Annotated in this window: 23 protein-coding genes and 1 pseudogene; 8 read left to right on the forward strand and 16 right to left on the reverse strand. The window is 59.1% G+C overall.

Annotated features, from left to right (window positions below; genetic code table 11):
- Window positions 1-229 precede the first annotated feature (229 nt).
- Window positions 230-412 (reverse strand): annotated as a pseudogene (locus tag ACR52_RS29400) (IS30 family transposase); the annotation flags it as partial.
- Between the two features lie 356 nt (window positions 413-768).
- On the opposite strand from ACR52_RS29400, the gene ACR52_RS31240 reads away from it, so the two are divergent.
- The 3 genes from ACR52_RS31240 to ACR52_RS13805 all read left to right on the forward strand — a co-directional run bounded on the left by ACR52_RS31240 (window position 769) and on the right by ACR52_RS13805 (window position 2,013).
- Entirely contained in the window at window positions 769-1,026 is a 258-nt protein-coding gene (locus tag ACR52_RS31240; RefSeq protein ID WP_177330520.1) for a hypothetical protein, read from the forward strand.
- Window positions 1,023-1,439, forward strand: coding sequence for a hypothetical protein (locus ACR52_RS13800; RefSeq protein WP_048724965.1), 417 nt, complete (start codon window positions 1,023-1,025; stop codon window positions 1,437-1,439). Before ACR52_RS31240 ends, ACR52_RS13800 begins: the two co-directional genes overlap by 4 nt.
- Window positions 1,440-1,629: 190 nt before the next feature.
- Window positions 1,630-2,013, forward strand: coding sequence for a hypothetical protein (locus tag ACR52_RS13805; RefSeq protein WP_048724967.1), 384 nt, complete (start codon window positions 1,630-1,632; stop codon window positions 2,011-2,013).
- A 7-nt stretch (window positions 2,014-2,020) separates the two neighbouring features.
- Here ACR52_RS13805 and ACR52_RS13810 read toward each other — a convergent pair whose 3' ends face one another.
- Complete coding sequence (locus ACR52_RS13810; protein WP_048724969.1) at window positions 2,021-2,458, reverse strand: DUF3995 domain-containing protein; 438 nt, start codon at window positions 2,456-2,458, stop codon at window positions 2,021-2,023.
- Window positions 2,459-2,551: 93 nt separating this feature from the next.
- Between ACR52_RS13810 and ACR52_RS13815 the strand changes: the two genes are divergently transcribed.
- Both ACR52_RS13815 and ACR52_RS13820 read left to right on the forward strand, forming a co-directional pair.
- Entirely contained in the window at window positions 2,552-2,941 is a 390-nt protein-coding gene (locus ACR52_RS13815) for a DUF2946 domain-containing protein (RefSeq protein ID WP_048724972.1), read from the forward strand.
- A gap of 94 nt (window positions 2,942-3,035) precedes the next feature.
- Window positions 3,036-5,165 (forward strand): TonB-dependent receptor, encoded by a 2,130-nt coding sequence (locus ACR52_RS13820; RefSeq protein WP_048724975.1) that lies wholly within the window; start codon window positions 3,036-3,038, stop codon window positions 5,163-5,165.
- A gap of 177 nt (window positions 5,166-5,342) precedes the next feature.
- Here ACR52_RS13820 and ACR52_RS13825 read toward each other — a convergent pair whose 3' ends face one another.
- Together ACR52_RS13825 and ACR52_RS13830 are read right to left on the reverse strand one after the other, a co-directional pair.
- Entirely contained in the window at window positions 5,343-6,353 is a 1,011-nt protein-coding gene (locus ACR52_RS13825; protein WP_048724976.1) for an ABC transporter substrate-binding protein, read from the reverse strand.
- Between the two features lie 132 nt (window positions 6,354-6,485).
- Window positions 6,486-6,935: a hypothetical protein gene (locus tag ACR52_RS13830; protein WP_048724979.1), complete on the reverse strand. Its 450-nt coding sequence runs from the start codon at window positions 6,933-6,935 to the stop codon at window positions 6,486-6,488.
- 417 nt (window positions 6,936-7,352) lie between these two features.
- Between ACR52_RS13830 and ACR52_RS29410 the strand changes: the two genes are divergently transcribed.
- The 3 genes from ACR52_RS29410 (at window position 7,353) to ACR52_RS13845 (ending at window position 8,277) form a co-directional block, all read left to right on the forward strand.
- Window positions 7,353-7,628 carry a hypothetical protein gene (locus tag ACR52_RS29410; RefSeq protein ID WP_082143148.1) on the forward strand — a complete coding sequence of 92 codons (276 nt, stop codon included), beginning with the start codon at window positions 7,353-7,355 and terminating at the stop codon, window positions 7,626-7,628.
- Between the two features lie 111 nt (window positions 7,629-7,739).
- Window positions 7,740-7,970 carry a hypothetical protein gene (locus ACR52_RS13840; protein WP_048724984.1) on the forward strand — a complete coding sequence of 77 codons (231 nt, stop codon included), beginning with the start codon at window positions 7,740-7,742 and terminating at the stop codon, window positions 7,968-7,970.
- A 70-nt stretch (window positions 7,971-8,040) separates the two neighbouring features.
- Window positions 8,041-8,277: a DUF2789 domain-containing protein gene (locus tag ACR52_RS13845; protein ID WP_048724986.1), complete on the forward strand. Its 237-nt coding sequence runs from the start codon at window positions 8,041-8,043 to the stop codon at window positions 8,275-8,277.
- 6 nt (window positions 8,278-8,283) lie between these two features.
- Here the strand turns inward: ACR52_RS13845 and ACR52_RS13850 are convergent, their stop codons facing one another.
- From ACR52_RS13850 to iolE, 12 genes are all read right to left on the reverse strand, one after another.
- On the reverse strand, window positions 8,284-8,487 hold the full coding sequence (locus ACR52_RS13850) for a hypothetical protein (RefSeq protein WP_048724988.1): 204 nt from the start codon (window positions 8,485-8,487) through the stop codon (window positions 8,284-8,286).
- Between the two features lie 115 nt (window positions 8,488-8,602).
- Window positions 8,603-10,285 (reverse strand): methyl-accepting chemotaxis protein, encoded by a 1,683-nt coding sequence (locus tag ACR52_RS13855; protein WP_408003339.1) that lies wholly within the window; start codon window positions 10,283-10,285, stop codon window positions 8,603-8,605.
- Window positions 10,286-10,381: 96 nt separating this feature from the next.
- Window positions 10,382-10,786 (reverse strand): TraR/DksA family transcriptional regulator, encoded by a 405-nt coding sequence (locus ACR52_RS13860; protein WP_048724991.1) that lies wholly within the window; start codon window positions 10,784-10,786, stop codon window positions 10,382-10,384.
- A gap of 524 nt (window positions 10,787-11,310) precedes the next feature.
- Complete coding sequence (locus tag ACR52_RS13865; protein ID WP_024076018.1) at window positions 11,311-12,333, reverse strand: ABC transporter permease; 1,023 nt, start codon at window positions 12,331-12,333, stop codon at window positions 11,311-11,313.
- Between the two features lie 58 nt (window positions 12,334-12,391).
- Window positions 12,392-13,945: a sugar ABC transporter ATP-binding protein gene (locus ACR52_RS13870; RefSeq protein WP_048724995.1), complete on the reverse strand. Its 1,554-nt coding sequence runs from the start codon at window positions 13,943-13,945 to the stop codon at window positions 12,392-12,394.
- Window positions 13,946-14,011: 66 nt separating this feature from the next.
- Complete coding sequence (locus ACR52_RS13875) at window positions 14,012-14,947, reverse strand: sugar ABC transporter substrate-binding protein (RefSeq protein WP_048724997.1); 936 nt, start codon at window positions 14,945-14,947, stop codon at window positions 14,012-14,014.
- A 49-nt stretch (window positions 14,948-14,996) separates the two neighbouring features.
- Window positions 14,997-15,176, reverse strand: coding sequence for a hypothetical protein (locus ACR52_RS31245; protein ID WP_076952495.1), 180 nt, complete (start codon window positions 15,174-15,176; stop codon window positions 14,997-14,999).
- Between the two features lie 128 nt (window positions 15,177-15,304).
- On the reverse strand, window positions 15,305-16,333 hold the full coding sequence (locus ACR52_RS13880; RefSeq protein WP_048724999.1) for a Gfo/Idh/MocA family protein: 1,029 nt from the start codon (window positions 16,331-16,333) through the stop codon (window positions 15,305-15,307).
- A 127-nt stretch (window positions 16,334-16,460) separates the two neighbouring features.
- Window positions 16,461-17,471: a Gfo/Idh/MocA family protein gene (locus ACR52_RS13885; protein ID WP_048725002.1), complete on the reverse strand. Its 1,011-nt coding sequence runs from the start codon at window positions 17,469-17,471 to the stop codon at window positions 16,461-16,463.
- Window positions 17,472-17,490: 19 nt separating this feature from the next.
- On the reverse strand, window positions 17,491-19,422 hold the full coding sequence (iolD, locus tag ACR52_RS13890; RefSeq protein WP_048725004.1) for a 3D-(3,5/4)-trihydroxycyclohexane-1,2-dione acylhydrolase (decyclizing): 1,932 nt from the start codon (window positions 19,420-19,422) through the stop codon (window positions 17,491-17,493).
- A gap of 10 nt (window positions 19,423-19,432) precedes the next feature.
- Complete coding sequence (gene iolB / locus ACR52_RS13895; protein WP_048725008.1) at window positions 19,433-20,221, reverse strand: 5-deoxy-glucuronate isomerase; 789 nt, start codon at window positions 20,219-20,221, stop codon at window positions 19,433-19,435.
- Window positions 20,221-21,111 carry a myo-inosose-2 dehydratase gene (gene iolE / locus ACR52_RS13900; RefSeq protein WP_048725009.1) on the reverse strand — a complete coding sequence of 297 codons (891 nt, stop codon included), beginning with the start codon at window positions 21,109-21,111 and terminating at the stop codon, window positions 20,221-20,223. Before iolE ends, iolB begins: the two co-directional genes overlap by 1 nt.
- Between the last annotated feature and the right edge of the window lie 33 nt (window positions 21,112-21,144).

Genomic DNA, 21,144 nt, shown 5'->3' on the forward strand with positions numbered 1-21,144 from the left:
CGTCGATGGATTTTCGGAAGTCGACCGGCTTGGGGTACAGATACACTTTTTCGACTTTGGCATCGGGTCGCATCATGGCGAGCTGGCTCCTGAGGGAATCGGGAGCACAGCATCCGGGATCCGATAAGCGCTTTGAATGTGGGGTTTATGGAGCGCTTACCAACTAACTATCAATACAGAACGTCAAAAATCAGAAACCAGGCAGTTACAGGAGCCGAGTGCAACACGGCTATTGAACTAAAGCAGGAGTTGCATGATGCATGCCCATCGCCTCTGTAATCACTTCAATCGGACATTTATAACCGAAGCGTTTGCGAGGGCGAATATTCATTTGATACGAAATGGCATCCAACGCTTCCTGGCTATGTACCGATAAGTCCGTGCCCCTGGGCAGGTACTGGCGAATCAAGCCGGGCGGCCGTGAAAACTGAGTGCAACACCTCGAAACAAAAGGGACGAATTTATTTAGAGCAATTATGGCCTCGCCGCCCCTTACGAACAAATGGGACGGATTTATGTATATAAGTAGGACGCCGCTAATTTTAAATAAATCCGTCCCCTTTACTCCTGACGCCCGACCCGGTGAAGCTGGCGGGTGGGATCAACGCCTACCAATACACCACCAATCCCACGGCTTGGGTAGATCCGATAGGATTTACCTGTGTGCGTGGCAATTGCCCCGGACAACGAAATAAGCCGCAAAAGCGACATGAGGAATCGCCCCCTGAAACAGGAGGTCCAATTCACTCTTCCACTTATGAGCAAGCTTTGAACAAAGCTCTAGAATGGTTATTAGAAAATGACTTCCGAGCAGAAAAACCAACTCCGGGAAGATTCGGTACGCGTAAAGGAGAGCCAGTAGGAATGCAGACAGCTGATGGCAAAACTGGTTACCGAGTTGAACCTGATGATAGGAGTGACGCCCACATAAATGTTTGGTCAGGTAAGAAAAAAGGCCCGCACTATCTTTTTGATGCCACCCCAAAAACCGTATTACAGCTGACTAAAAGGTTTGCAAAAAAATGAGCTATTTAGACGAAGAGCTGATTAAGGACCTGAGAAACCACAATATTTTATTTGACATCCTATCTGAGTCCGAGCACGTATCCATAGTTAGAAAAATCAATGCAAATATACCTTTTTCCGGTAGCAAAGTTGCTTGGAGCAACTTAAACACCAGCATGAACCTTGGGCGCGAACCGTCGGACTTCGCGACCTTGCGGCTGGCAGAGGAAATTAGAAAAGTGGCTGACAGCAATCTAATTTTTGTCGGTGACTCTGCCTGCGACGAGGCTTACTCCATAAGCATCGAGCACTTGGAAATAACACTCAAGATCTTTTCCGAACTACCCCAGCACACCTACATTGTGACGGAATCATTAACCTGGATTGCCTGCATATCATTTGAAGGCGATTTGGACTTCGCAAATATTTTATAAATGACACGAATTAAAAAAGAGAGGGCCAGTTGATAAAAAGGACAGGAACAAAGGAACAAACGGGACGGATTTATGTATATAAGTAGGACGCCGCTAATTTTAAATAAATCCGTCCCCTTTACTCACTGCCCCCTTTACTCACTAATGTGAATAACACTATTGTGAGAGCGCCACTACCGAAGAAACAAAAATGAAGATACGAATTACCGAGGCATTTTCTGACCAGGGTACATCACACGTAAAATTCCACTCGCACAATGGAAGTGGGAGAGCGTTATGGAACGGCACTGCGCCAAAAATCGGTGAGATCGTGGATGTAGAGATCGATCTGGACGAAGCCTTTTCCTGGGGAAAAAACATCACCCCCTCGTCCAGCAAAACTCCACAGATCACTGTTCTAAATGGCACCACCCAAATAACAGCTGAATTAATGCAAGGTGCCGACGAAAAATGTGCAGCCTTACAACTCGGCGACTCAATAATACTTATTGAGCTTGACGGACCAATCGCTCAAAAATCTGGCTTTGTAGAGGTGAAAGCAACCAGGATTCAACTTTATCCAACCAATATTTGAAATTCATTCAACTCCACGCCACCACCAACAACCCCGCCCCCAACACCAAACACAACGGCGAATAAAAATACGTATCCCACCTGGCAAACCGCGACCCGCTCACTTTCTTGAAAAAACCCACCAGTTCCGAATCCCCGATCGCCCTGGCAAACATCACCATGGCTATCGCGCTGATCCCCCACTGCAACGCGCCATGGGACACCGGCGAGAAATACAGCCCGGCCCGCAGGCAGACGAGCAGTGCGATCGCCACCAGACCCATCGCGACCAGGAAGGTGCCCAGCGTCGAGGGTATGAATGCCGGGCGGGGTCCGCTGGAGAACTCGCCGGGCAGTTCGGGGATAGCGGCGAGGCTGCCGAGTTTGCCGCCGGCGGCCCAGTACAGGTGCACCATGCTGATGAAGGTAAAAATTCCGACGATCCACCGTGCGACGACAAAGCTCATGGCGGGTGCTCCCTGAAAAGATGCGAAACAGCATAGTCTCTCTGAGATTTTTTGTAGGCATTTCGTCGGCGGCTGATGGTAAAGTGCCGCCCCATGAAACTCGCCCGTGCCGACCGCTCGCTCATTGCCTGGATGCTCTACTGCTGCGTCCTGTTCAATGTGTTCGCGTGCAGTATTGGTCATGGGCAGATGGTAGGGATGCAGCTCAATGGGATTGGCGGTCAGTTCTGTACCGTTGACCCGCGCACCCAGGCACCCAAGCCGCCCAACTCCACCGATGAAAGCCTGCCGACGCTGTCCAAGGCGTTTGGATGCCCGCTGTGCTCGACAGGCGGTATGGGCCCGGCGCTCAGTTCCAGTCTGAATGTGGCGGTGTTGCCACAATCCCATGCGCCACCACCGGCGGTCGTGCTGGCTGCTGACATTCCTGCCCGTTTCACCTGGCCCACGGCCCACCCGCGCGCGCCACCTGTTCTCGCCTGACCCTTCGCTTTCTGATCTGCACCGACCACCGTTTCCGTGAGGAAGTACGGGCGGCTGTGCGTTGTTTTCAAGCCAGGTTTTTCAGGATTCAACCATGAAACATTTACCTCTGTTGGCGGGTCTGTTCGGCTGCCTGCCTGTCTGCGGCTGGGCCCTTGAGTTGGCCCCGACTACCATTGATGGCGAACAAACCGCCGCCGAACCGGGCCTGGCCCTGGACCAATCCAGCGGCATGGCGTCGCGGTTGGGGCTGAGCGTGCGGGAAACCCCGGCGTCGGTGGCCATCGCCAATCGCAACGACATCGAGCGTCATGGCGCCAAGACCTTTCGCGACGCGGCCAATACCTTGCCGGGCGTCAACGCGAGTGCACCGCCGGGGTTTGGTGGTTTTGTGTCGTACCGCGGGTTTACCAGCGGCCAGATCACCCAGATGTTCAACGGTATCAACGTCGCCACCGGCCTGGCGCGGCCGGTGGATGCATGGATCTATGACCGGGTGGAGCTGGTGGGCGGCCCCGCCTCCCTGATCAACGGCGCCGGCTCCGTAGGCGGTTCGCTGAACTACGTGACCAAGCTGGCGACCCGCGAGGAACAGGCCGCCGAAGGCCAGTTGACCTATGGCAGCTACGACACGGCCGGCATGGCCTTCGGCCTGAACCACGCGCTGACCGAACCGGGCGCCGAGGTGCAGCAGTACGCGCGCCTGGACGTCAGCCGCAACACCAACCACAGCTACATCGACCGCGACCAGCGCGAGGCCTGGAGCGTGGCGTTTTCACTGCTCAGCGACCTCAGCCCCAACCTGTCCCACACCCTGGCCCTGGAATATCAGGACGAGCACGAGGACAGCCCGTATTGGGGCACGCCAGTGCTCAACCCCAAGGTCGGTGAGTTGAAGATCGACAAGCACAACCGTTTCAACAACTACAACGTCGCCGACGGGCGTTACGAACAGCGCACGATCTGGGCGCGCTCGATCATCGACTACCGGATCAACGACAGCACCACGCTGAAAAACACCCTCTACCATCTGGACAGCCAGCGCGATTACCGCAACCTGGAGACCTACCAGTACAACGCCGACAACAGCGCGGTAAACCGTTCGACTGCCTACCAGGTACGCCATCAGGGCGAGCAGAACGGCAACCAGTTCGAGCTGCGCCACGACGACAGCGTGTTCGGCCTGTCGACCACGTGGTCCGGTGGCTTTGAGTACAAGGTCAACAGCACCACCAACAGCCCGCTGAGAGCATCAGGCAACAGCTCAGTGGACCCGAACAACTACGACCCAGGGCACTTCTACGACATTCCGGGAACCAAACCCGGCTTTATCAAGGACAAGACCACCGAGGTGACCACCCAGGCGCTGTTCGTGGAAAACCGCCTTGGCCTGACCGATAAACTGTCGCTGCTGACCGGCCTGCGCTATGACGCCATCGACCTCGACGTGACCAACCACGGCCTGGTGACGGCCAGCAACCCACGGCACTTCAAACGCAGCTGGGAACCGGTGACCGGGCGCGTAGGCCTGACCTATCAGTTCATCCCATCGGCCAACGTGTACGTGCAATACAGCACGGCCGCCGAGCAGCCTGGTACCACGACGCAAGTGTTCGACGTGTCGACGGGCAAGCAATGGGAAGTGGGCAGCAAGTTCGACTACCTGGACGGGCGCGGCTCGGCCACCGTCGCGGCCTACAAGATCGAACGCAAGGATTTTGCGGTCACCGACCCGTTGGACCCTAACAACAGCATCCCGGTAGGCGCACAGTCGTCCAAGGGCATCGAATTGGCCAGTTCATTACGTATCACGCCCACGTTGCTGGCAGAAGGCAACTTCGCCTGGGTGGATGCCGAGTACGACGAGTTCAACGAGAAAATCGCCAGCGGCGCCGTAGTCTCGCGCAAAGGCAATACGCCGACCAACGCGCCCAAGCGCGTGGGCAACCTGTGGCTGACGTATGACTTTTCCGAAGCTTGGCAAGGCGGCGTGGATGCGCGGTATGTGGCCGAGGTGTATGCGGATAACGCCAACACCCAGACGGTGCCGGCCTACACACTGCTCGGCACTTTCCTGCGCTACAAGGTGGATTCACAGACATCGGTGACGGGCCGGGTGCGCAACCTGACCAATGAGGTGTATGCCGAATTTGCCCATGTGTCGCCGGCGTATTACCTGGGGTCGCCGAGGACCTTTGAGGTAGCAGTACAAACCCGGTTCTAACGCTGGAATGCAATCAACTGTGGTGAGCAGGCTTGCCCTGCGTTGGGGCGCGAAGCGCCCCTATCAAGGCGCCTGGTGGTGCCAGGCAGTGCTCGGTACACGTTTTGGGGCTGCTACGCAGCGCAACGCGGGACAAGCTCGCTCGCCACAAAGAACCGATCCCGTCATGATCTCCATCTATTTCAGGCTGGCTTCGACCTTCTGCGCCACATCCGCGGTCAACCAGGCCTTCCACACCTGCGGATGCTCCTTGAGAAACGCCTGCGCGACTTCACGTGGCGCGGTGTGTTTCTCACTCATCGTCGCCAACGCCTTGTTCAGCGGCTCAATCGGAAATTCCACCTTTTCGAAGAACTGTGCAATCTGCGGATACTCTTTCTGGAACGGCGCAGACACCCCAATGCTCAACTTCGACGCCAACGAGCGCGTTGGTTTCGGATTGGGATTATCCGCATCCGTCAGGGTCTTCCACGCCTCGGCGTCAAACGCCGGCTCTTCCAGCTGGATCAGCTTGTAACGTCCCATCAACGGCGTCGGCGACCAGTAGTAGAACAACACCGGCTTGCCGCGACGAATCGACGAAGCAATCTCCGCGTCCAGCGCCGCACCCGAGCCACTGCGGAAATTCACATAGCTGTCGTCCAGGCCATAGGCCTTGAGCTTCTGTTTGTTGACCACTTCCGAGGTCCAGCCGATAGGGCTGTTGAGGAAGCGACCTTTGCCGGGCGATTCCGGGTCCTTGAACACGTCCTTGTAGCGCGCCAGGTCCTTCACGCTTTTCAGGTCCGGCGCCAGCGGCTTGATGCCTTTGGCCGGGTCGCCCTTGACCACGTATTCCGGCACCCACCAGCCTTCGGTGGCACCCTTGACGGTATCGCCCAGGCCCACCACCTTGCCTTCGGCCTCAGCCTTGACCCAGACCGGACTGCGGCCCGCCCACTCTTCACCGATAACCTGGATGTCGTTCTTGGCCAGGGCAGTTTCCAGGGTGATGGTGGTGCCGGGCAAGGTATCGGTGGGCAGGTCATAGCCCTTTTCGACGATCACCCGCAGCACTTCGGTGATCAGGCTGCCGCTTTCCCAGTTCAGGTCGGCAAAATGTACCGGCGCCTGGGCAGCCGATACCGACGCCGCCGACAGACTCAAGGTCGTCAGGGACGCCGCCAACAGGGTTCTCAATCCTTTCATGCCTTTGCACCTCGCGTTATCGCAGCTCTAGCGGACGGCTTTGCTGCCAATGCGCGAAGCCTCTGAATAGTTAAGTCAACTCAACTGTAGTAGAGGTTCCGAGAGACAAAGGATGTTCGTGATATTGACTGATTACTCGCTCGCCTTGAAGGTCACCAGTTCGCCCTTGCGCCACTTGGCGGCCTTGCCGGTCACGGCCTTCAGGGTTTTGGTCAAGCCTTCCAGCAGCTGTTCACGGGCGGCGAACACCAGCATCACGCTGTGGCCTTCCTTGAACACGATGCCCTCGCCTTCGGCCGAGGACACAAAGGCGTATTCGCCCAGGCCATACACCGTCAACTTGATATCGCGGAACTTCAATTCGAACTTGCCGCCTTCACGACTGGGCAATACCGCCGCGCGGAAGTGGTCTCCCACTTTGAGTTCCAGGCGTGGTTTGTCATCCACGACCAGCGCCGACTCGGTATCGATCTCGGCGATGTAGATACCTTCCGGTGTCTGTTCAGTGATGTAAACGAAACGGGATTGAAACTGCTTGACCAACTTTGCGCGCAAATCACCCAGCACGAATAACGCGTGCATATCCAGATTACTGACTGCCAAGGAAACGCCCCCACATCGAAAAAGGCGCTGTCCGCCACAGCGGGCAGCACAAAAAAACGGCCGAAACGGCACGATCAGATATCACAACCATTGAAAAAAACTGAAGAAGATCCCACTGCTGCGCCATAAGACTAGTACAGACGTGCGCGATGGACCTTATGCAAGGTCATCCGGCATCACAGGAAATCACAGGTTCTACGACTCGAGAATACGGGTCGACCAGCTTCAGAGAATAACCCAATTAAAAACGTAGTTTCCGACAGCTCATACAAACAAAAATACCTTGGCGTGGAACCAGCCGCCGAGTGCCGACGACAATACTAAAACAGCAACACGGGTCAAAACCACCCGTAATGCTGCTGGCGGGTCAACAAGATCGATCGACAGGAGCTGACCATGCAACCACATCAACACGACGCTACGTCTTCCCACACTCGTTCATCGTGCCAAGACGAGCGCCAATACTACTGCCTGCACAGCCCGAACGGGTACTCCAATTCGGTTCTTTACCAAGTGGTACCGGCCGGCAGGAACTTCTTCCATATCCGAGAAGTAATCAGCGGCAGAGTCCTGGGCTTTCGCAGCGACCATATCCAGGCCTGCGAACTGGCCAAAAAACTCGAAGCGACGCTGTACGCCGTGCACGGCGGAATCGTTTCGTCACCTGGATGACTTTACTGCGCCGCCCTCCTCCAACAACTGCCATACTGGCCCGTCCATTGAAGCTTGCCCCTGTGCGGGTCAGGTTTCATCAGTGCAGTTACCTAGAACGGAAGGCGATACGTGACGGAATTTGATATTGGCGAATTTTTTATCCGTGGCGAAGCCAGGGAAGTAGACGGTGAGTTCCAAGCAGTCATCGTGATGCGCGCCAAGCCACCGCTGACCACAGAAACAATCCACCAGGTGGAAAAAGACCGTTGGTTCAAGACAATCGACACCGCCGCCGTCGCAGCAAAAGAAGCCGCCAAAGACCTCAAGAAAGCGGTGGATTCAGGGGCATTGACCTCCTGACAATCCAATCGAACTCCATTGCGCCATAAGCCTCCCATGCATAACGACCCTGACTTGCACGGAGAACCCCATGGACGCACCAATACCTACTCTCGAAACCTTGTTTGAACAACTAGGCCTGGATTCAACCCCGGATGCTATCGACGCGTTTATCAGCGCGCATCCTTTGCCTGAAGACGTAAAGCTGATCGATGCGCCCTTCTGGACGCCCCAGCAAGCTCAGTTTCTCAAGGAAGAACTTCGCGAAGACGCCGAATGGGCCATCGCGGTGGATGAACTGAACCAGCGTCTGCATCAATCGCAATAACGACTTTCAATGCAGGCTGTCTGGCTGCTCCAGGCGCAACAGCGCTTGCCAGGCCGCCCTGCACTCCAGCGCTTCGTCACGGCTGGCGTATGCAGTGCCACGCTGCTCACCGTTGAGCAATACCACCCAGCAAGCTTTTTGGCCCAGGGCACGCAGGGTTTCAGGTACACCGCTGCCAATCATCACGGCCACATCGACTTTGTTTTGCATGGAGCTTCTCCGCAGCATTAGTTAGCTTGCTAACAATGTGAGCCATGCTACGGTTTTCCTCCCGCTGGAAAAAGCTATCCCCTGAATAGCTCCCTTGCATAAATCGCAACAATCCCTAACGTGCGGCCTTCGCCCCTTCCGGTTTGTAGCCCAGGCGCAACCCACCCCAGTGACGCCCGTTGACCATGATCGGCACCGACAAGTCGTGCATCAGCTCGCCGGTATCGCGGGTATAGGTCTGCAACAACACCGCTTGCTGATGGCTGCCACAGCGAATCCCGGTGCGGTCGTCAAACTTGCGCTTCGTACGGTTCTGCACCGCGTCAACTTTGGCGTCACCGGTCAGCGCGTGGGAAAACGCCTTGTTGTGCGTCGGCACATAACCCTGCGGCGTACAGGCGATAGCAAATACCAGCCCTTCATGGCGCGGCAGCAGTGCTTCCTGAATCGCCGGTAAAACCTTGTCGGTGTAGCCATCAAAACGGGTGTGGTATTTGTTCGGGCTGGTATTCGGGATCGGCGTGTAGCTGCGGTCGAACAGGTCGTCCAGGCTGACACGGCTTTGCTGCACGTCGGTTTCGAACTGTTCGGCGATGCGCCTCGCGCCTTCGCGCGCCAAGTCGTAGACGCGCTGGTGATAGTCATCCAGCCCGACCGCAGCGAGGCGTTCGCTGATGGTTTCGGCCTGCCCTTCCATTTGCACGGCGGCGTCGGCGAGCTGGCGGGTTTGCTGGTCGCTGACGTCAAGGTCGCTGCGCATCTGCTCCACGGCATGGAACAGGCTGTCGAGTTGGCCCCGGTTGGTATCGGTGCCCTGGGCGATTTCGTTGACTTGCCCTTCCACATCCGCCGCCAGGCTGGCGATGCTCTCTAGCTGTTCACCGGCGAGTTCCACTTGTTCGACACCGGTGTGCAAATCCGCCGACAGTTGGCGAATCTGCTCCACCACCTGCGCCGTGCGTTGCTGGATATCCGCGACCATCACCCCGACTTCATCGGTGGCCGTTGCCGTACGGCCGGCCAACCCGCGCACTTCGTCGGCCACCACGGCGAACCCACGACCATGCTCACCGGCCCGCGCCGCTTCAATCGCTGCGTTCAACGCAAGCAGGTTGGTCTGGCTGGCGATGGACTGGATCACCAGGGTCACGCGCTGGATTTCCTCGCTACGCTGGCTCAGCGCCTCGATGAGCTCGCGGCTGGCGTTGGCACGCTGGCTGAGCTGGTGCATGCGCGTGATCGACTGGGCCAATACTTCGCGCCCTTGCGTACTGCGCTGGTGGGCCTGGCTGGCTGCGCCCAAGGCTTGGCGGCTGAGTTGGGAGGTGACTTTTTCAGTGCTGATCATCACTTCGGCGCTGCTGACGATCTGTTTGGCGGCGCTCAGCTGCGACTGCAAGCGCGCGGCCAATTGCTTGACCGAAAAGGCTACGCCGGCTGCAGACAACGCGTTATGGCTGGTGGTGTAGGAAAGGTCGCGGGTCAGGTCACCGATTGCATCAGCGGCGTCGGACGGCAACTGGCTGGGTGTGGTTTTTTTCAGGCGGGGCAGCCAGATCACCAGCAAGGCCAGCGGCAGGCAGAGGTAAAGCGGCAGGCTGGCAAACGCAAGGCCCAACAGGACCAGCACCAGGGCGGTGCTCTGCAGGAGCGGCGTCAGCCAGCCGGGCAACCCGCGCACCACCGTGTCCGGCGGTACTGCTGCGCCCATCAGAGATCCGTCTCCAGCCATCTTCGTCACCCCACTGCTTGTCATTATTGTCCCTGCATTAAACGCCACTAACGGGCCATTATCCATGGGCCTTTAGTGGGGTGGCTTGCAGCAGATCAATAGACGGGGCCTAACGGGTATTTCTCCGGGGGACCGAATGCTCGGCCCCCCGGTTTCAAAGCATCAGGCTTGGCGCTGGTGCTTGTCGATTTGCTCGTGGCGCTCTTGCGCTTCGATGCAGTACTTGGTGGTAGGGCTGATCAGCAGGCGCTTGAGGCCGATAGCCTCGCCGCTGTCGTCACACCAGCCAAAGGAATCGTCCTTGATGCGTTCCAGTGCACGCTCAAGCTGCGGCAGCATGCGCTGGTCGCGGTCGATGGCATTCACCAGCCAGGTGCGCTCTTCTTCGACAGAAGCAGCGTCAGCCGGGTCAGCCGGGGTATCCAGGCTTTCAATGGCGATGCGGTTCTGTTCAATGCGCTCGTGGTGTTCCACCTTCATGTCTTGCAGCAACTGCTCAAAAAAAGCGTGCTGTTCGGCATTCATGTAGTCATCCGCCGGCATGGCCAGCAACTTTTCCTTTGTCATTGATTTCTCTATAAAAAATACGTGCATTAAGGCGAATAAGGGAGCGTTCCGGCCGACCTCTGCAGGTCTCGGAAAGGCGCCGTCCATTCCAAGCGCCACCCGGCACTCAATTTACGAGGGGCGGCAGTCTAAGGCCGACTTGAGGGCGCAGCAACTGAAAAGACAGGCAATTTTTCCGAGATAACCTCCAAAAGCACCAGGACGGGCTCGGCGAATGGTCATCGGAGTGCGTTTATAGCAAGAAATTCAGTGCTGTGGAGCTATATAGAAGACAAACGGTTAAAACTGATGGTGACCGGCTGACTGTGGTGAACGGTCCTATCTTCTGTGGCGAGCGGGCTTGCCCCGCGTTGGGGTGCGAAGCAGCCCCTCCTGAAGCCAACAGCCAACGCGTTTTTTCAGTTAGAACGCATTCGCAGGTTTTGGGGCCGCTTCGCAGCCCAACGCGGGGCAAGCCCGCTCGCCACAACAGCCCCGTTCACCACAACAAGCCCGCTCGCCACAGGAGACCGATCCCGCAGGGGTCAGCGCTTGAGTTTGCGCTTGTTGCGATACTGGTCGATCACCACCGCCACCACGATGATCAGGCCCTTGATGATGTCCTGGATATACGCATCCACCCCGACAAAGGTAAACCCGCTGGCCATCACCCCAAGGATCAGCGCGCCGATCACGGTGCCCGTGATGCGCCCTACCCCGCCTGCCAGGCTGGTGCCGCCGATCACCGCTGCGGCAATCGCATCCAGCTCGTAAGACATGCCCATGCCGGCCTGGCCGGTCGCAGCGCGTGCAGAAGCCACCACACCGGCCAGGCCTGCCAGGAGGCCGGCGATGCTGTAGACGATGATCAGGTGGCGCTTGACGTTGATCCCCGAGGTGCGCGCCGCCTGCATGTTGCCGCCGATGGCGTAGGTGTACTTGCCGTATTTGGTATAACGCAGGGCGATATGGAAGATCACCGCCACCACCAGAAAGATGATCACCGGCATCGCGCCATGGCCGATCGCCGTATAGGAATCCGAGAGCATGCTCACCGGCTGGCCTTCGGTGTAGTAACGCGCTAGGCCACGGGCCGAGACCATCATGCCCAGGGTCGCGATAAACGGCGGGATACCGGTCACCGCGATGATGCTGCCGTTGATCGCCCCCGCCAGCAGCCCCACGCCGAGGCCCATCGCCACCGGAATCCACACCGGCAAGTCGGTCAGGCTCGGGAACACCGCACGGGAAAAGTCGGAAGTCTGCGCGAGACTCGCTGCGATCATCGCGGATAATGCCAACACTGAGCCAGAAGACAGGTCGATACCGGTGGTGATGATTACCTGGGTCACGCCGATGGCCAGCAGGCCGATGATCGACACTTGCAGGATCATCAGCACCAGGCGCTGGGAGTTCATCAGGAAGCTCTGGTCGCGCACGATCCAGCCGAACAGCTCAAACACCAGGCCGATGCCGATCAGCACCAGGAAAATACTCAGTTCGGTGGGCAAGCGTCGCCGGTGCTTGACCGGTGCCGTGGCAGGCTTGTTGTCTGTTATTGCGTTCATAGCCAATCACCTTTTTATTCTGTGGCACGAGCCAACCGCAGGCCCGCGCTGCTGTTCGTCAGTGGACCGCCGTCATACCGGAGGCCAAATGCATGACTTTTTCCTGGGTCGCCTCTAAGCGGTCCAGGGTGCCCATCAGTTCGCCTTCGTGCATCACCATCACCCGGTCGCTCATACCCAGCACTTCGGGCAGCTCCGAGGAAATCATGATCACCGCCATGCCTTCGCTGGCGAGAAAGGAGATCAAGCGATAGATCTCGGCCTTGGCGCCTACGTCGATGCCGCGCGTCGGTTCATCGAGGATCAGCAGCCGTGGGTTGGTCATCAACCAACGAGCCAGCAAGGCCTTCTGCTGGTTGCCGCCGGACAAGGTGTCGATGCACTGCTCCAGCGACGGGGTTTTCACCCGCAGCTTTTTGCACATGTCTTCGCACAGCGCGCGCAGGGCTTTCTGCTGGATAAAACCGTTACCCGAATAGTGCGGCAATACGGCCATTTCCATGTTTTCCAGCACCGACAGGCACGGGAACAGACCGCTGAGCTTGCGGTCCTCGGTCAACAGCGCAAAACCTTTCTCGATGGCCATGTGCGGGTCGGTAATGCGCACCGCCTGGCCATCCAGGGTGATCTGCCCGCCGCTGCTGGGGGTAATGCCAAAAATGGTTTCCGCCACGTTGGTGCGGCCCGAGCCCATCAGCCCGGCAATACCGAGGATCTCGCCGGCATGCAGGTCGAACGACACGCCCTTGAACACGCCATCCAGGCGCAGGTCGCGCACCGACAGCAGCAGCTCGCCGATGGGCGTCTCGCGCACCGGGAACAGCTGGCTCAGTTCGCGGCCGACCATCATCGAGATCAGGCTGTCGCTGTTCATGCTGTCGGCGCGTTGCAGGCCGATGTACTGGCCGTCACGGAACACCGCCACTTCATCGGCGATAGCGAACACTTCATCCATCTTGTGCGTGATGTAGACGATGCCTTTGCCCTGGGACTTGAGGTCGGCAATGATCGAAAACAGGTGGGCCACTTCCTTCTCGGTAATGGCGGAAGTCGGTTCATCCATGATCAGGATGTCGGAGTCGTAGGACACAGCCTTGGCAATCTCGACCATCTGCCGCTCAGCGATGCTCAGGTTGCCCACGTGCTCTTCCGGGTCGAGGTTGATGCGCAGGCGCGCCAGCAACTCGGCCGTGCAGCGGTGCATTTCGCGGTGGTTGACCATGCGCAGGCTGTTGAGCTGCTCGCGGCCGATCCAGATGTTCTCGGCGATGCTCATGTGCGGCATCAGGTTGAGTTCCTGGTGGATCATCGCGATCCCGGCCTTCTGTGCCGCCAGCGGCGTGTCAAACACAATCGGCTTGCCACGCAGGCGAATTTCCCCAGCGTCAGGCTGGTAGATGCCGGCGATGATTTTCATCAGCGTCGACTTGCCCGCACCGTTCTCGCCCATCAGCGCCAGCACCGAGCCTGGGCGTACGCGCAATTGCACATCGGCCAGGGCCACGACGCCGGGAAAGCCTTTGCTGATGTTGACGATTTCCAGCAGGTAGGGTTCGTCCAGCGGCAGCGGCTGGATACCTGGAGGCTGCGAGACAGTGGCTTGAGCGAGCATAGGGAGGTACTCCATCGACAGGGCGACCTGTGGCCGCCCCGCCGGCTTATTGTTGTTATGTAAGGGCTACTTGAAGTCTTTGACGTTGTCCGGGGTGATCAACTGGAACGGAATAATCACGTTTTGTTCAACCGCTTCCTTCTTCGCCATCTTGCGCGCCGCTTCCACCGAGCCCACCGCCTGCCCCTTGGCGTCCTGGAAGGCCGACGCAGCCATGTCGCCCTTGGTAATTGCGTTCAAGCCGTCCGGCGTACCGTCGACACCGGCGATCAGCACGGTGCCTGGCTTGGTCCCCGCCGACTTCAACGCCATGGCAGCACCGATCGCCATTTCGTCGTTGTTGGCCAGTACCGCATTGAATTCGCGGCCCTGGGTCAGCCAGTCGTTGACCAGGGTCATGCCCTTGTCACGCAGCCAGATGCCGGTCTGTTCCTGCTCGATCTTGATGTTCGGGTACTTGGCCAGGACTTCCTTCACACCCTTGGTGCGGTTGGTGGTGGAGTTGTTTGCCAGGTCGCCCAGCAGGATCACAATCTTGCCCTTGCCGCCGAGTTTTTCGGCGATGTACTGCATTTGCAAACGGCCGGCCTCGACGTCATCGGAGGTCACGGCGACGACATCCTTGGGCAAGTCTTTCTGGTCGGGACGACGGTTGACGAAGACCAGCGGGATGCCCGCCTTGGTGGCGGCACTGATGATGTTCTTGGTCGACGCGGTATCTACCGGGTTGACGATGATGGCGTCGACTTTCTGGCTGATAAAGTTCTCGACCTGGCTCAGTTGCTTGACCACGTCGGCGCGGGCGTCTTCGAACTGCAGCTGCACGCCGTCGCCCTTGGGATAGGTCTTGGCTTGCTTGTCCATGTCCTCACGCAGGTAGGTCAAAAAGGTGTCATCGAACGCGGACATGCTCACGCCAATCTTGAGATCGGCAGCGCTGGCAAAACCACTGGCAAGCATCATGGACAAGGCCAGGGCGGTAAAACGGATCGGGGTCTTCATGAACGGTCTGTCTCCACTTTCTTGTTGGTTTTTTTGGACGTTGCGTTGTTCAGAGCGAGGATGACGGCAGTCGGACGACCGGTGCCCCCGGGATGCAGCAGACCAGCGCGCCCTGGTTTTCGACGCACAGCACATTAAGGAAGGAGAAGTAGAACGGCCGGGCGCGGGGCAGACCGCGTGGCGTGTGGGCAGGGCGTAAAACTCGCAGTACAGCGTTGAAGATTTTCATCTGACGGTACCTGGTTGTTTTTGATCTTGTTTTTGTTGAGTCGCCCGAATCGAGTCCGGGACGTACTTTATGCAACCTGGAAAAGACTTTATTGGAAAATAATTTCCATATCAACTTGTTTTAGAATTTTATTCTATTTTTGTTGAAACCACCTGCTGGCGTTCGGCGCTGAGGCGTGCGGCGTCCAATATACGGGTGGTTTCCAGTGCGTCATAGGCACTGACCGGCAGCGGACCCTGCCCTTGTACGGCGGTTTGCAACTGACGATAGAACTGCGGCCAACAGCCCTTTTCCGAGGGCACCCGCTCGCGCTCGGGCCCTTGCTCGAACCAGCCCCAGCGTCGATGTTCTTCGGCTCCCCAGTGCTCGCCTTCGGTTTTCGGCGACTTGCCAGCCATCAGCGCCTCTTCCTGGCCATCCAGCCCGTCGACGGTGTAACAGCCCAAGGTGCCACTCACCCGAAAACGCGGGGCCTGGCTGTTTTGCAGCGCACTGCCCCACACGTGGGAAATCACCCCGTTGGCGTGGGTCAGGGAGACGAAGAAGCCGTGGTCGAGGGTGGGATGTTCAGCGGTGTAGTGCAACTGCGCAAACACCCGATCCACCGGGCCGAACAGTTGCAGCGCCTGGTCCACCAGATGGCTGCCGAGGTCGCGCAGCCAGCCGCCACCGCTGGCATTGCCCACGGCTTGCGGGCTGTAGCGCTCGACACGGGATTCAAAACGGGTGATTTCGCCCAAGGCGCCGGCGTCGATCAGTTTGCGCAGGGTCAGGTAATCCGAGTCCCAGCGCCGGTTCTGGTAGACGCTGAGCAACGAACCCTGGCGTTCGGCGGCGGTGATCAGGGCCTGGGCCTGTTCGGCATTGGCCGCAAAGGGTTTGTCGCTGACCACCGCCACGCCGTGTTCGATGGCTTCCAGCACCAGCGCCGGACGGCCTTTGAGGGTGGTGGAGATGACCAGGGCGTCGACACCGGCTTCGACGATCTGGCCGATGGAGTCGTAAGCCTTGAGACCGGGATGGTCAGTTGCCAGTTGCTGGCGGCGTTCGGGGGAACGGGTGACCACGCCGACGAAGGTTGCGCCGGGCAGGGTAGCGATCAGTGGTGCGTGAAAGAAGCGGCCGCCGTGGCCGTAGCCGACTAGTCCGATGCGCATACATCAATCTCCTCAGATGATCGTTCCCACGCTCTGCGTGGAAATGCCGCCTTGGACGCTCTGCGTCCGCGCTTGTGACGCAGAGCGTCACGGGATGCATTCCCACGCAGAAGCGTGGGAACGATCATTAACCGTAGAAGTGCGGGCGGTCCGGCAGACTGAGTTTCACGATCTGCCCACTGCCCTGCGCTTCGATACACGCGTCTGCCGCCACTGCCGCCGCGAAACCGTCCCACGCCGATGGCCCGCCGACTTGCCCGGCGCGTACGCTATCAATGAAGGCCTGCAATTCCACGTCATAGGCACCGATAAACCGATCCTTCCAGTCCATCAGAATCGCATTCGACAGTTTCGCCCCACTGCGCATCTGCACCTGTGAAGGCTCCGGCAATTTGGCAATGCCGGTCTCCCCCACCACTTCGCACTGAATGTCGTAGCCGTACTGGCAGTTCACAAACACTTCCACGTCGATGCGCGTGCCCTTGGCGGTTTCCAGCAGCACGATCTGCGGGTCGCGCAGGTGGGCCAGGGCTTTGCTGGTCTTGCGCGGGAACACCACTTGCACAGAGACGTAATCGTCGTCGAGCAGCCAGCGCAACACGTCCAGCTCGTGGATCAACGTGTCGGTGATCGCCATGTCGGTCTTGTAGTTCTCGCCCACCGTCGGGTTGCGGTGCGCGCAATGCAGCATCAACGGCTCGCCGATCTGGCCGCTGTCGATCACGGCCTTCAAGGCGCGGTAGCCTTCGTCATACGGGCGCATGAAGCCCACTTGCACCAGGCGCTTGCCGTGGGCGACTTCTGCCTCGACGATTTTGCGGCAGCCTTCGGCGGTGACCGCCAGGGGCTTTTCGCAGAACACCGGTTTGCCGGCGGCGATCGCGGCGAGCACGAACGCTTCGTGGCTCGGGCCCCACGACGTCACCAGGATCGCTTCCACCTGCGGCGAATTGATCAGCGCGAGGCCATCCGGGTACACCTCGGCGTCCAGTTTCAAATCTGCTACGACCTTGGCGGCCTGCTCAAGGTTGATGTCCGTCACCGCCACCACCTGGCTGTTGAGCAAGGTCTGGCTGCAACGACGAATATGGTCCCGGCCGATAGCGCCAGTACCGATCACACCAAGCTTCAAAGACATGTAACCACTCCTCTTGTTATTAGTACTGCCGGGCCTTGGCCAGGTGTTCATTGAGTTTTTTCGCGGCGGCGTTGGTGCGTTCGCTGGTAGAGACTTGCGCAACGCCCACGCGCCACCACGACAAGTAGCCGTGGATCATGGTCTTGGGCAGTACCTTGATATCGATCAGCGTCGAGACGGTTTGCGTGCGTGCATCGGCCAGGGCGGCTTCAAGTTGCTCCACGGTGCTGACCTTGTAGGTCTTGCAGCCATAGGCCGCCGCGCTCATGGCGAAATCCACCGGCACCAGGCCGCCGTCGAGCTTGCCGCTCTCAGGGTTGCGGTAGCGGAACTCGGTGCCGAAGCTGTCCATGCCGTTGCCGATCTGCAGGTTGTTGATGCAGCCAAAGGCCATGTTGTCCAGCAGCACCACGTTGATCTTGCGCCGCTCCTGGATCGAGGTGGCCAGTTCCGAATGCAGCATCATGTAGGAGCCATCGCCGACCAGCGCGTAGACCTCCTTCGCCGGCTCGGCCAGTTTCACGCCGAGGGCGGCATTGATCTCGTAGCCCATGCACGAATAGCCGTATTCGACGTGGTAGGTGTTGACGCCCTTGCTGCGCCAGCTGCGCTGCAGGTCGCCAGGCAGGCTGCCGGCGGCGGCGACGATGATGGCGTCGTCGGCCAGGGTTTCGTTCAACACTCCGAGTACGCGGCTTTGGGTCAGGCATGAACCGGTCAGCTCAATAAATTCGCGCAGCACGGCGCGGTCGAGGTGGTCATCAACCTCGGGCACGAAGTCATCGCCCTGGTATTCCACCTGATAGACACGGTCGACTTCGGCGTCCAACTGCGCCTTGGCATCGCGCACCTGGCCACCCCAGCCGGAGTGGTAATCCCCCAGCGCCTCAGCCAATGCCTCCAGGGCAACCTTTGCATCCGCCAACACCTGCACGCCGTCCAGCTTCAAGGCATCGCACGGGCTGATATTGAGGTTGAGAAACTGCACCTCGGCATGCTTGAACAAGGACTTCGACGAGGTGGTGAAGTCGGTATAACGCGTGCCGATACCAATGATCAGATCCGCCTCAGGCGCCAGCAGGTTTGCGGCCAGGCAACCGGTCTCGCCGATGCCGCCGACGTTCAACGGGTGGCTGGAAACCACGGCGCTCTTGCCCGCCTGGGTTTCGGCGAAGGGAATATCAAAACGCTCGGCAAACGCCTGCAGCGCGGCATTGGCGCCGGAGTATTTGACCCCGCCGCCGCAGATGATCAGTGGTTTGCGCTTGCCCTTGAAAGCCGCCACGGCATCCCCAAGCATCGCCTCGGTGGCTGGGCGCCGGTCGATGCGGTGCACGCGTTTTTGCAGGAAATAGTCCGGATAGTCCCAGGCCTCGGCTTGCACGTCCTGCGGCAGGGCCAGGGTTACGGCGCCGGTTTCGGCGGGGTCGGTGAGCACGCGCATGGCGTGGATCGCCGCGCTCATCAACTGCTCGGGGCGGTTGATGCGGTCCCAGTACTTGCTGACGGAACGGAACGCGTCGTTGGTGCTGATGCTCAGGTCATGGAACTGCTCGATCTGTTGCAACACCGGGTCGGGCTGGCGGCTCGCATACACATCGCCGGGCAACAGCAGCAACGGAATGCGGTTGGCCGTGGCGGTCGCCGCAGCGGTGAGCATGTTCGCCGCCCCCGGGCCTACCGACGCGGTGCACGCATAGATCTTGCGGCGCAAGTGCTGCTTGGCAAAACCGATGGCCGCGTGGGCCATGCCCTGCTCGTTGCGCCCCTGATGCACCACCAGGTCGCCGCTGTCCTGCTCCAGCGCCTGGCCAAGGCCCAGCACGTTGCCGTGGCCGAAAATCGTGAACACGCCGGCGACAAACTTGCTCTGCACGCCATCGACTTCGATGTATTGGTTATCCAGGAACTTCACCAGGGCCTGGGCCATGGTCAATCGGGTTGTGGTCATGTCGCGTCCCTTAAAGGTCCAGCAGCCAACTGTGCTGCGGGTCGTTATGGAAATGCCAGGCGCGCTTGGGGCCGGCCATCACGTTCAGGTAGTAGGACTCGTAGCCGTACGGCACGCTGACCGGGTGATACCCCTTGGGCACCACCACCAGGTCGCTGTTTTCCACGGCCATGGCCTGGTCGATGCTGCGATCGTCCGTGTACACCCGCTGGAACACGAAGCCCTGGGGCGGGTTGATCTGGTGGTAGTAGGTTTCTTCGAGAAAGCTCTGGTGCGGCAGGTCGTCGGTGTCGTGCTTGTGCGGCGGGTAGCTCGACGAATGCCCGGACGGCGTGCGCACTTCCACCACCAGCAGCGAATGGGCCGGCTCGGTGTCCGGCAAGATGTCGCACACGTAGCGCGTGTTCGCGCCCTTGCCACGCACGCTGCGTTTGCACTGCTCGGGGCGGATCAGGCGAGGTTCGTAACCCGGCGCACCGGGCGCGGCGCAGACGGCGATTTGCACGTCGCTCAAGGCGGTGATCTGCGCGTCGGTGCCCGGCGGCAGGTAGGCGGCGAAGGGGGATTTGTCTTCGAACACTGACTGGCGATCACCGAGGTTCTGCCAGTTGAAGCCTTCACCTTCGATAGTGACGCGACCGCTGAGCAGCACCAGGCACAGCTCTTGATCACCGGCGGTCACCGGCAGGGTTTCGCCCAGGCTCAAGCGGTAGGCGGCAAAGCCTACGTACTCCAGGCGACCCTCTTCCAGGGCGACCATGGTTTGTCCGCGTTTGCTGCTTTTGACCAACAAGCTCATCACTCAGTCCTCTGGTTGAGAAGCGCCCGCAAGGTGTCGTAGCCCTTTTTCGCATAGATATAGCTGGGCGCCACGGCCGGGTCCTGCTCGGCTTCCACCACCAGCCAACCTTCGTACTTCGCTGCCTGCAGTACATCGAGCAATTGCGCAAAGTCGATGTCGCCATCACCGGGCACGGTGAAGGTGCCGTTGACGATGCAATCGGGGAAGCTCCACATCTGGTTGCGCGCCAGTTGCACCACGGCTTTGCGCACGTCCTTGAAATGCACATGGCAGACGCGGTCGACGTGCTTGCGCAGGACGTCGAGGGGTTCGCCGCCGCCCATGTAGCAGTGGCCCGAATCGAACAGCAGTCCGACTTCCGGGCCGGTGCGGCGCATCAACTGGTCAATGTCGTCGGGGGATTCGACGTAGGCACCCATATGGTGGTGGTAGGCCAGGCGCACGCCCTGGGACAGGGTGAAGCGCGCCAGTTCAGTGAGTTTGTCGGCGTAGTCCTGCCAGGCCTGCTCGCTGTGGAAACGCGGGCGCTCGATCAGGCGGATGCGTGAGCCCTGGATTGAATCGGCGACTTCGCCGTACACCAAGACACTGGCGCCATTGTGTTTGAGCAGGTCGACGTGAGCGGCGATGGCTTCGATTTCTTCCGCCACCGAACGCTGGGCAAGGCGACTGGAGTACCAGCCCGAGACCAGCGCCAGGTCGTAGGGGCGCAACACATCCCCGACGCCCTTGGCGTCCTTGGGGAATTTGCCATTGAGTTCGAAGCCTTCGTAGCCGATTTCCTTGCCTTCGCTCAAGGCGGTGCTCAGGGGCGTTTCACCGCCCAGGGCCGGCAGGTCGTCGTTGCTCCAGGAGATCGGGTTGATGCCAATTCGGATTGCGGGCATGGCTGCACCTTTTATTGTTTTCATATATCACTG

Origin of the sequence: Pseudomonas fildesensis (assembly GCF_001050345.1) — a bacterium.
In the GTDB taxonomy this organism is placed as follows: domain Bacteria; phylum Pseudomonadota; class Gammaproteobacteria; order Pseudomonadales; family Pseudomonadaceae; genus Aquipseudomonas; species Aquipseudomonas fildesensis.

What these genes read in the sequence shown, in the direction of transcription:
- ACR52_RS13800 (WP_048724965.1), top strand. Translation starts at nt 1,023, where the DNA reads ATGAGCTATTTAGACGAAGAGCTGATTAAGGACCTGAGAAACCACAAT.
- ACR52_RS13805 (WP_048724967.1), top strand. Translation starts at nt 1,630, where the DNA reads ATGAAGATACGAATTACCGAGGCATTTTCTGACCAGGGTACATCACAC.
- ACR52_RS13810 (WP_048724969.1), bottom strand. Translation starts at nt 2,458, where the DNA reads ATGAGCTTTGTCGTCGCACGGTGGATCGTCGGAATTTTTACCTTCATC.
- ACR52_RS13815 (WP_048724972.1), top strand. Translation starts at nt 2,552, where the DNA reads ATGAAACTCGCCCGTGCCGACCGCTCGCTCATTGCCTGGATGCTCTAC.
- ACR52_RS13820 (WP_048724975.1), top strand. Translation starts at nt 3,036, where the DNA reads ATGAAACATTTACCTCTGTTGGCGGGTCTGTTCGGCTGCCTGCCTGTC.
- ACR52_RS13825 (WP_048724976.1), bottom strand. Translation starts at nt 6,353, where the DNA reads ATGAAAGGATTGAGAACCCTGTTGGCGGCGTCCCTGACGACCTTGAGT.
- ACR52_RS13830 (WP_048724979.1), bottom strand. Translation starts at nt 6,935, where the DNA reads ATGCACGCGTTATTCGTGCTGGGTGATTTGCGCGCAAAGTTGGTCAAG.
- ACR52_RS29410 (WP_082143148.1), top strand. Translation starts at nt 7,353, where the DNA reads ATGCAACCACATCAACACGACGCTACGTCTTCCCACACTCGTTCATCG.
- ACR52_RS13845 (WP_048724986.1), top strand. Translation starts at nt 8,041, where the DNA reads ATGGACGCACCAATACCTACTCTCGAAACCTTGTTTGAACAACTAGGC.
- ACR52_RS13850 (WP_048724988.1), bottom strand. Translation starts at nt 8,487, where the DNA reads ATGCAAAACAAAGTCGATGTGGCCGTGATGATTGGCAGCGGTGTACCT.
- ACR52_RS13855 (WP_408003339.1), bottom strand. Translation starts at nt 10,285, where the DNA reads ATGGATAATGGCCCGTTAGTGGCGTTTAATGCAGGGACAATAATGACA.
- ACR52_RS13860 (WP_048724991.1), bottom strand. Translation starts at nt 10,786, where the DNA reads ATGACAAAGGAAAAGTTGCTGGCCATGCCGGCGGATGACTACATGAAT.
- ACR52_RS13865 (WP_024076018.1), bottom strand. Translation starts at nt 12,333, where the DNA reads ATGAACGCAATAACAGACAACAAGCCTGCCACGGCACCGGTCAAGCAC.
- ACR52_RS13870 (WP_048724995.1), bottom strand. Translation starts at nt 13,945, where the DNA reads ATGCTCGCTCAAGCCACTGTCTCGCAGCCTCCAGGTATCCAGCCGCTG.
- ACR52_RS13875 (WP_048724997.1), bottom strand. Translation starts at nt 14,947, where the DNA reads ATGAAGACCCCGATCCGTTTTACCGCCCTGGCCTTGTCCATGATGCTT.
- ACR52_RS31245 (WP_076952495.1), bottom strand. Translation starts at nt 15,176, where the DNA reads ATGAAAATCTTCAACGCTGTACTGCGAGTTTTACGCCCTGCCCACACG.
- ACR52_RS13880 (WP_048724999.1), bottom strand. Translation starts at nt 16,333, where the DNA reads ATGCGCATCGGACTAGTCGGCTACGGCCACGGCGGCCGCTTCTTTCAC.
- ACR52_RS13885 (WP_048725002.1), bottom strand. Translation starts at nt 17,471, where the DNA reads ATGTCTTTGAAGCTTGGTGTGATCGGTACTGGCGCTATCGGCCGGGAC.
- iolD (WP_048725004.1), bottom strand. Translation starts at nt 19,422, where the DNA reads ATGACCACAACCCGATTGACCATGGCCCAGGCCCTGGTGAAGTTCCTG.
- iolB (WP_048725008.1), bottom strand. Translation starts at nt 20,221, where the DNA reads ATGAGCTTGTTGGTCAAAAGCAGCAAACGCGGACAAACCATGGTCGCC.
- iolE (WP_048725009.1), bottom strand. Translation starts at nt 21,111, where the DNA reads ATGCCCGCAATCCGAATTGGCATCAACCCGATCTCCTGGAGCAACGAC.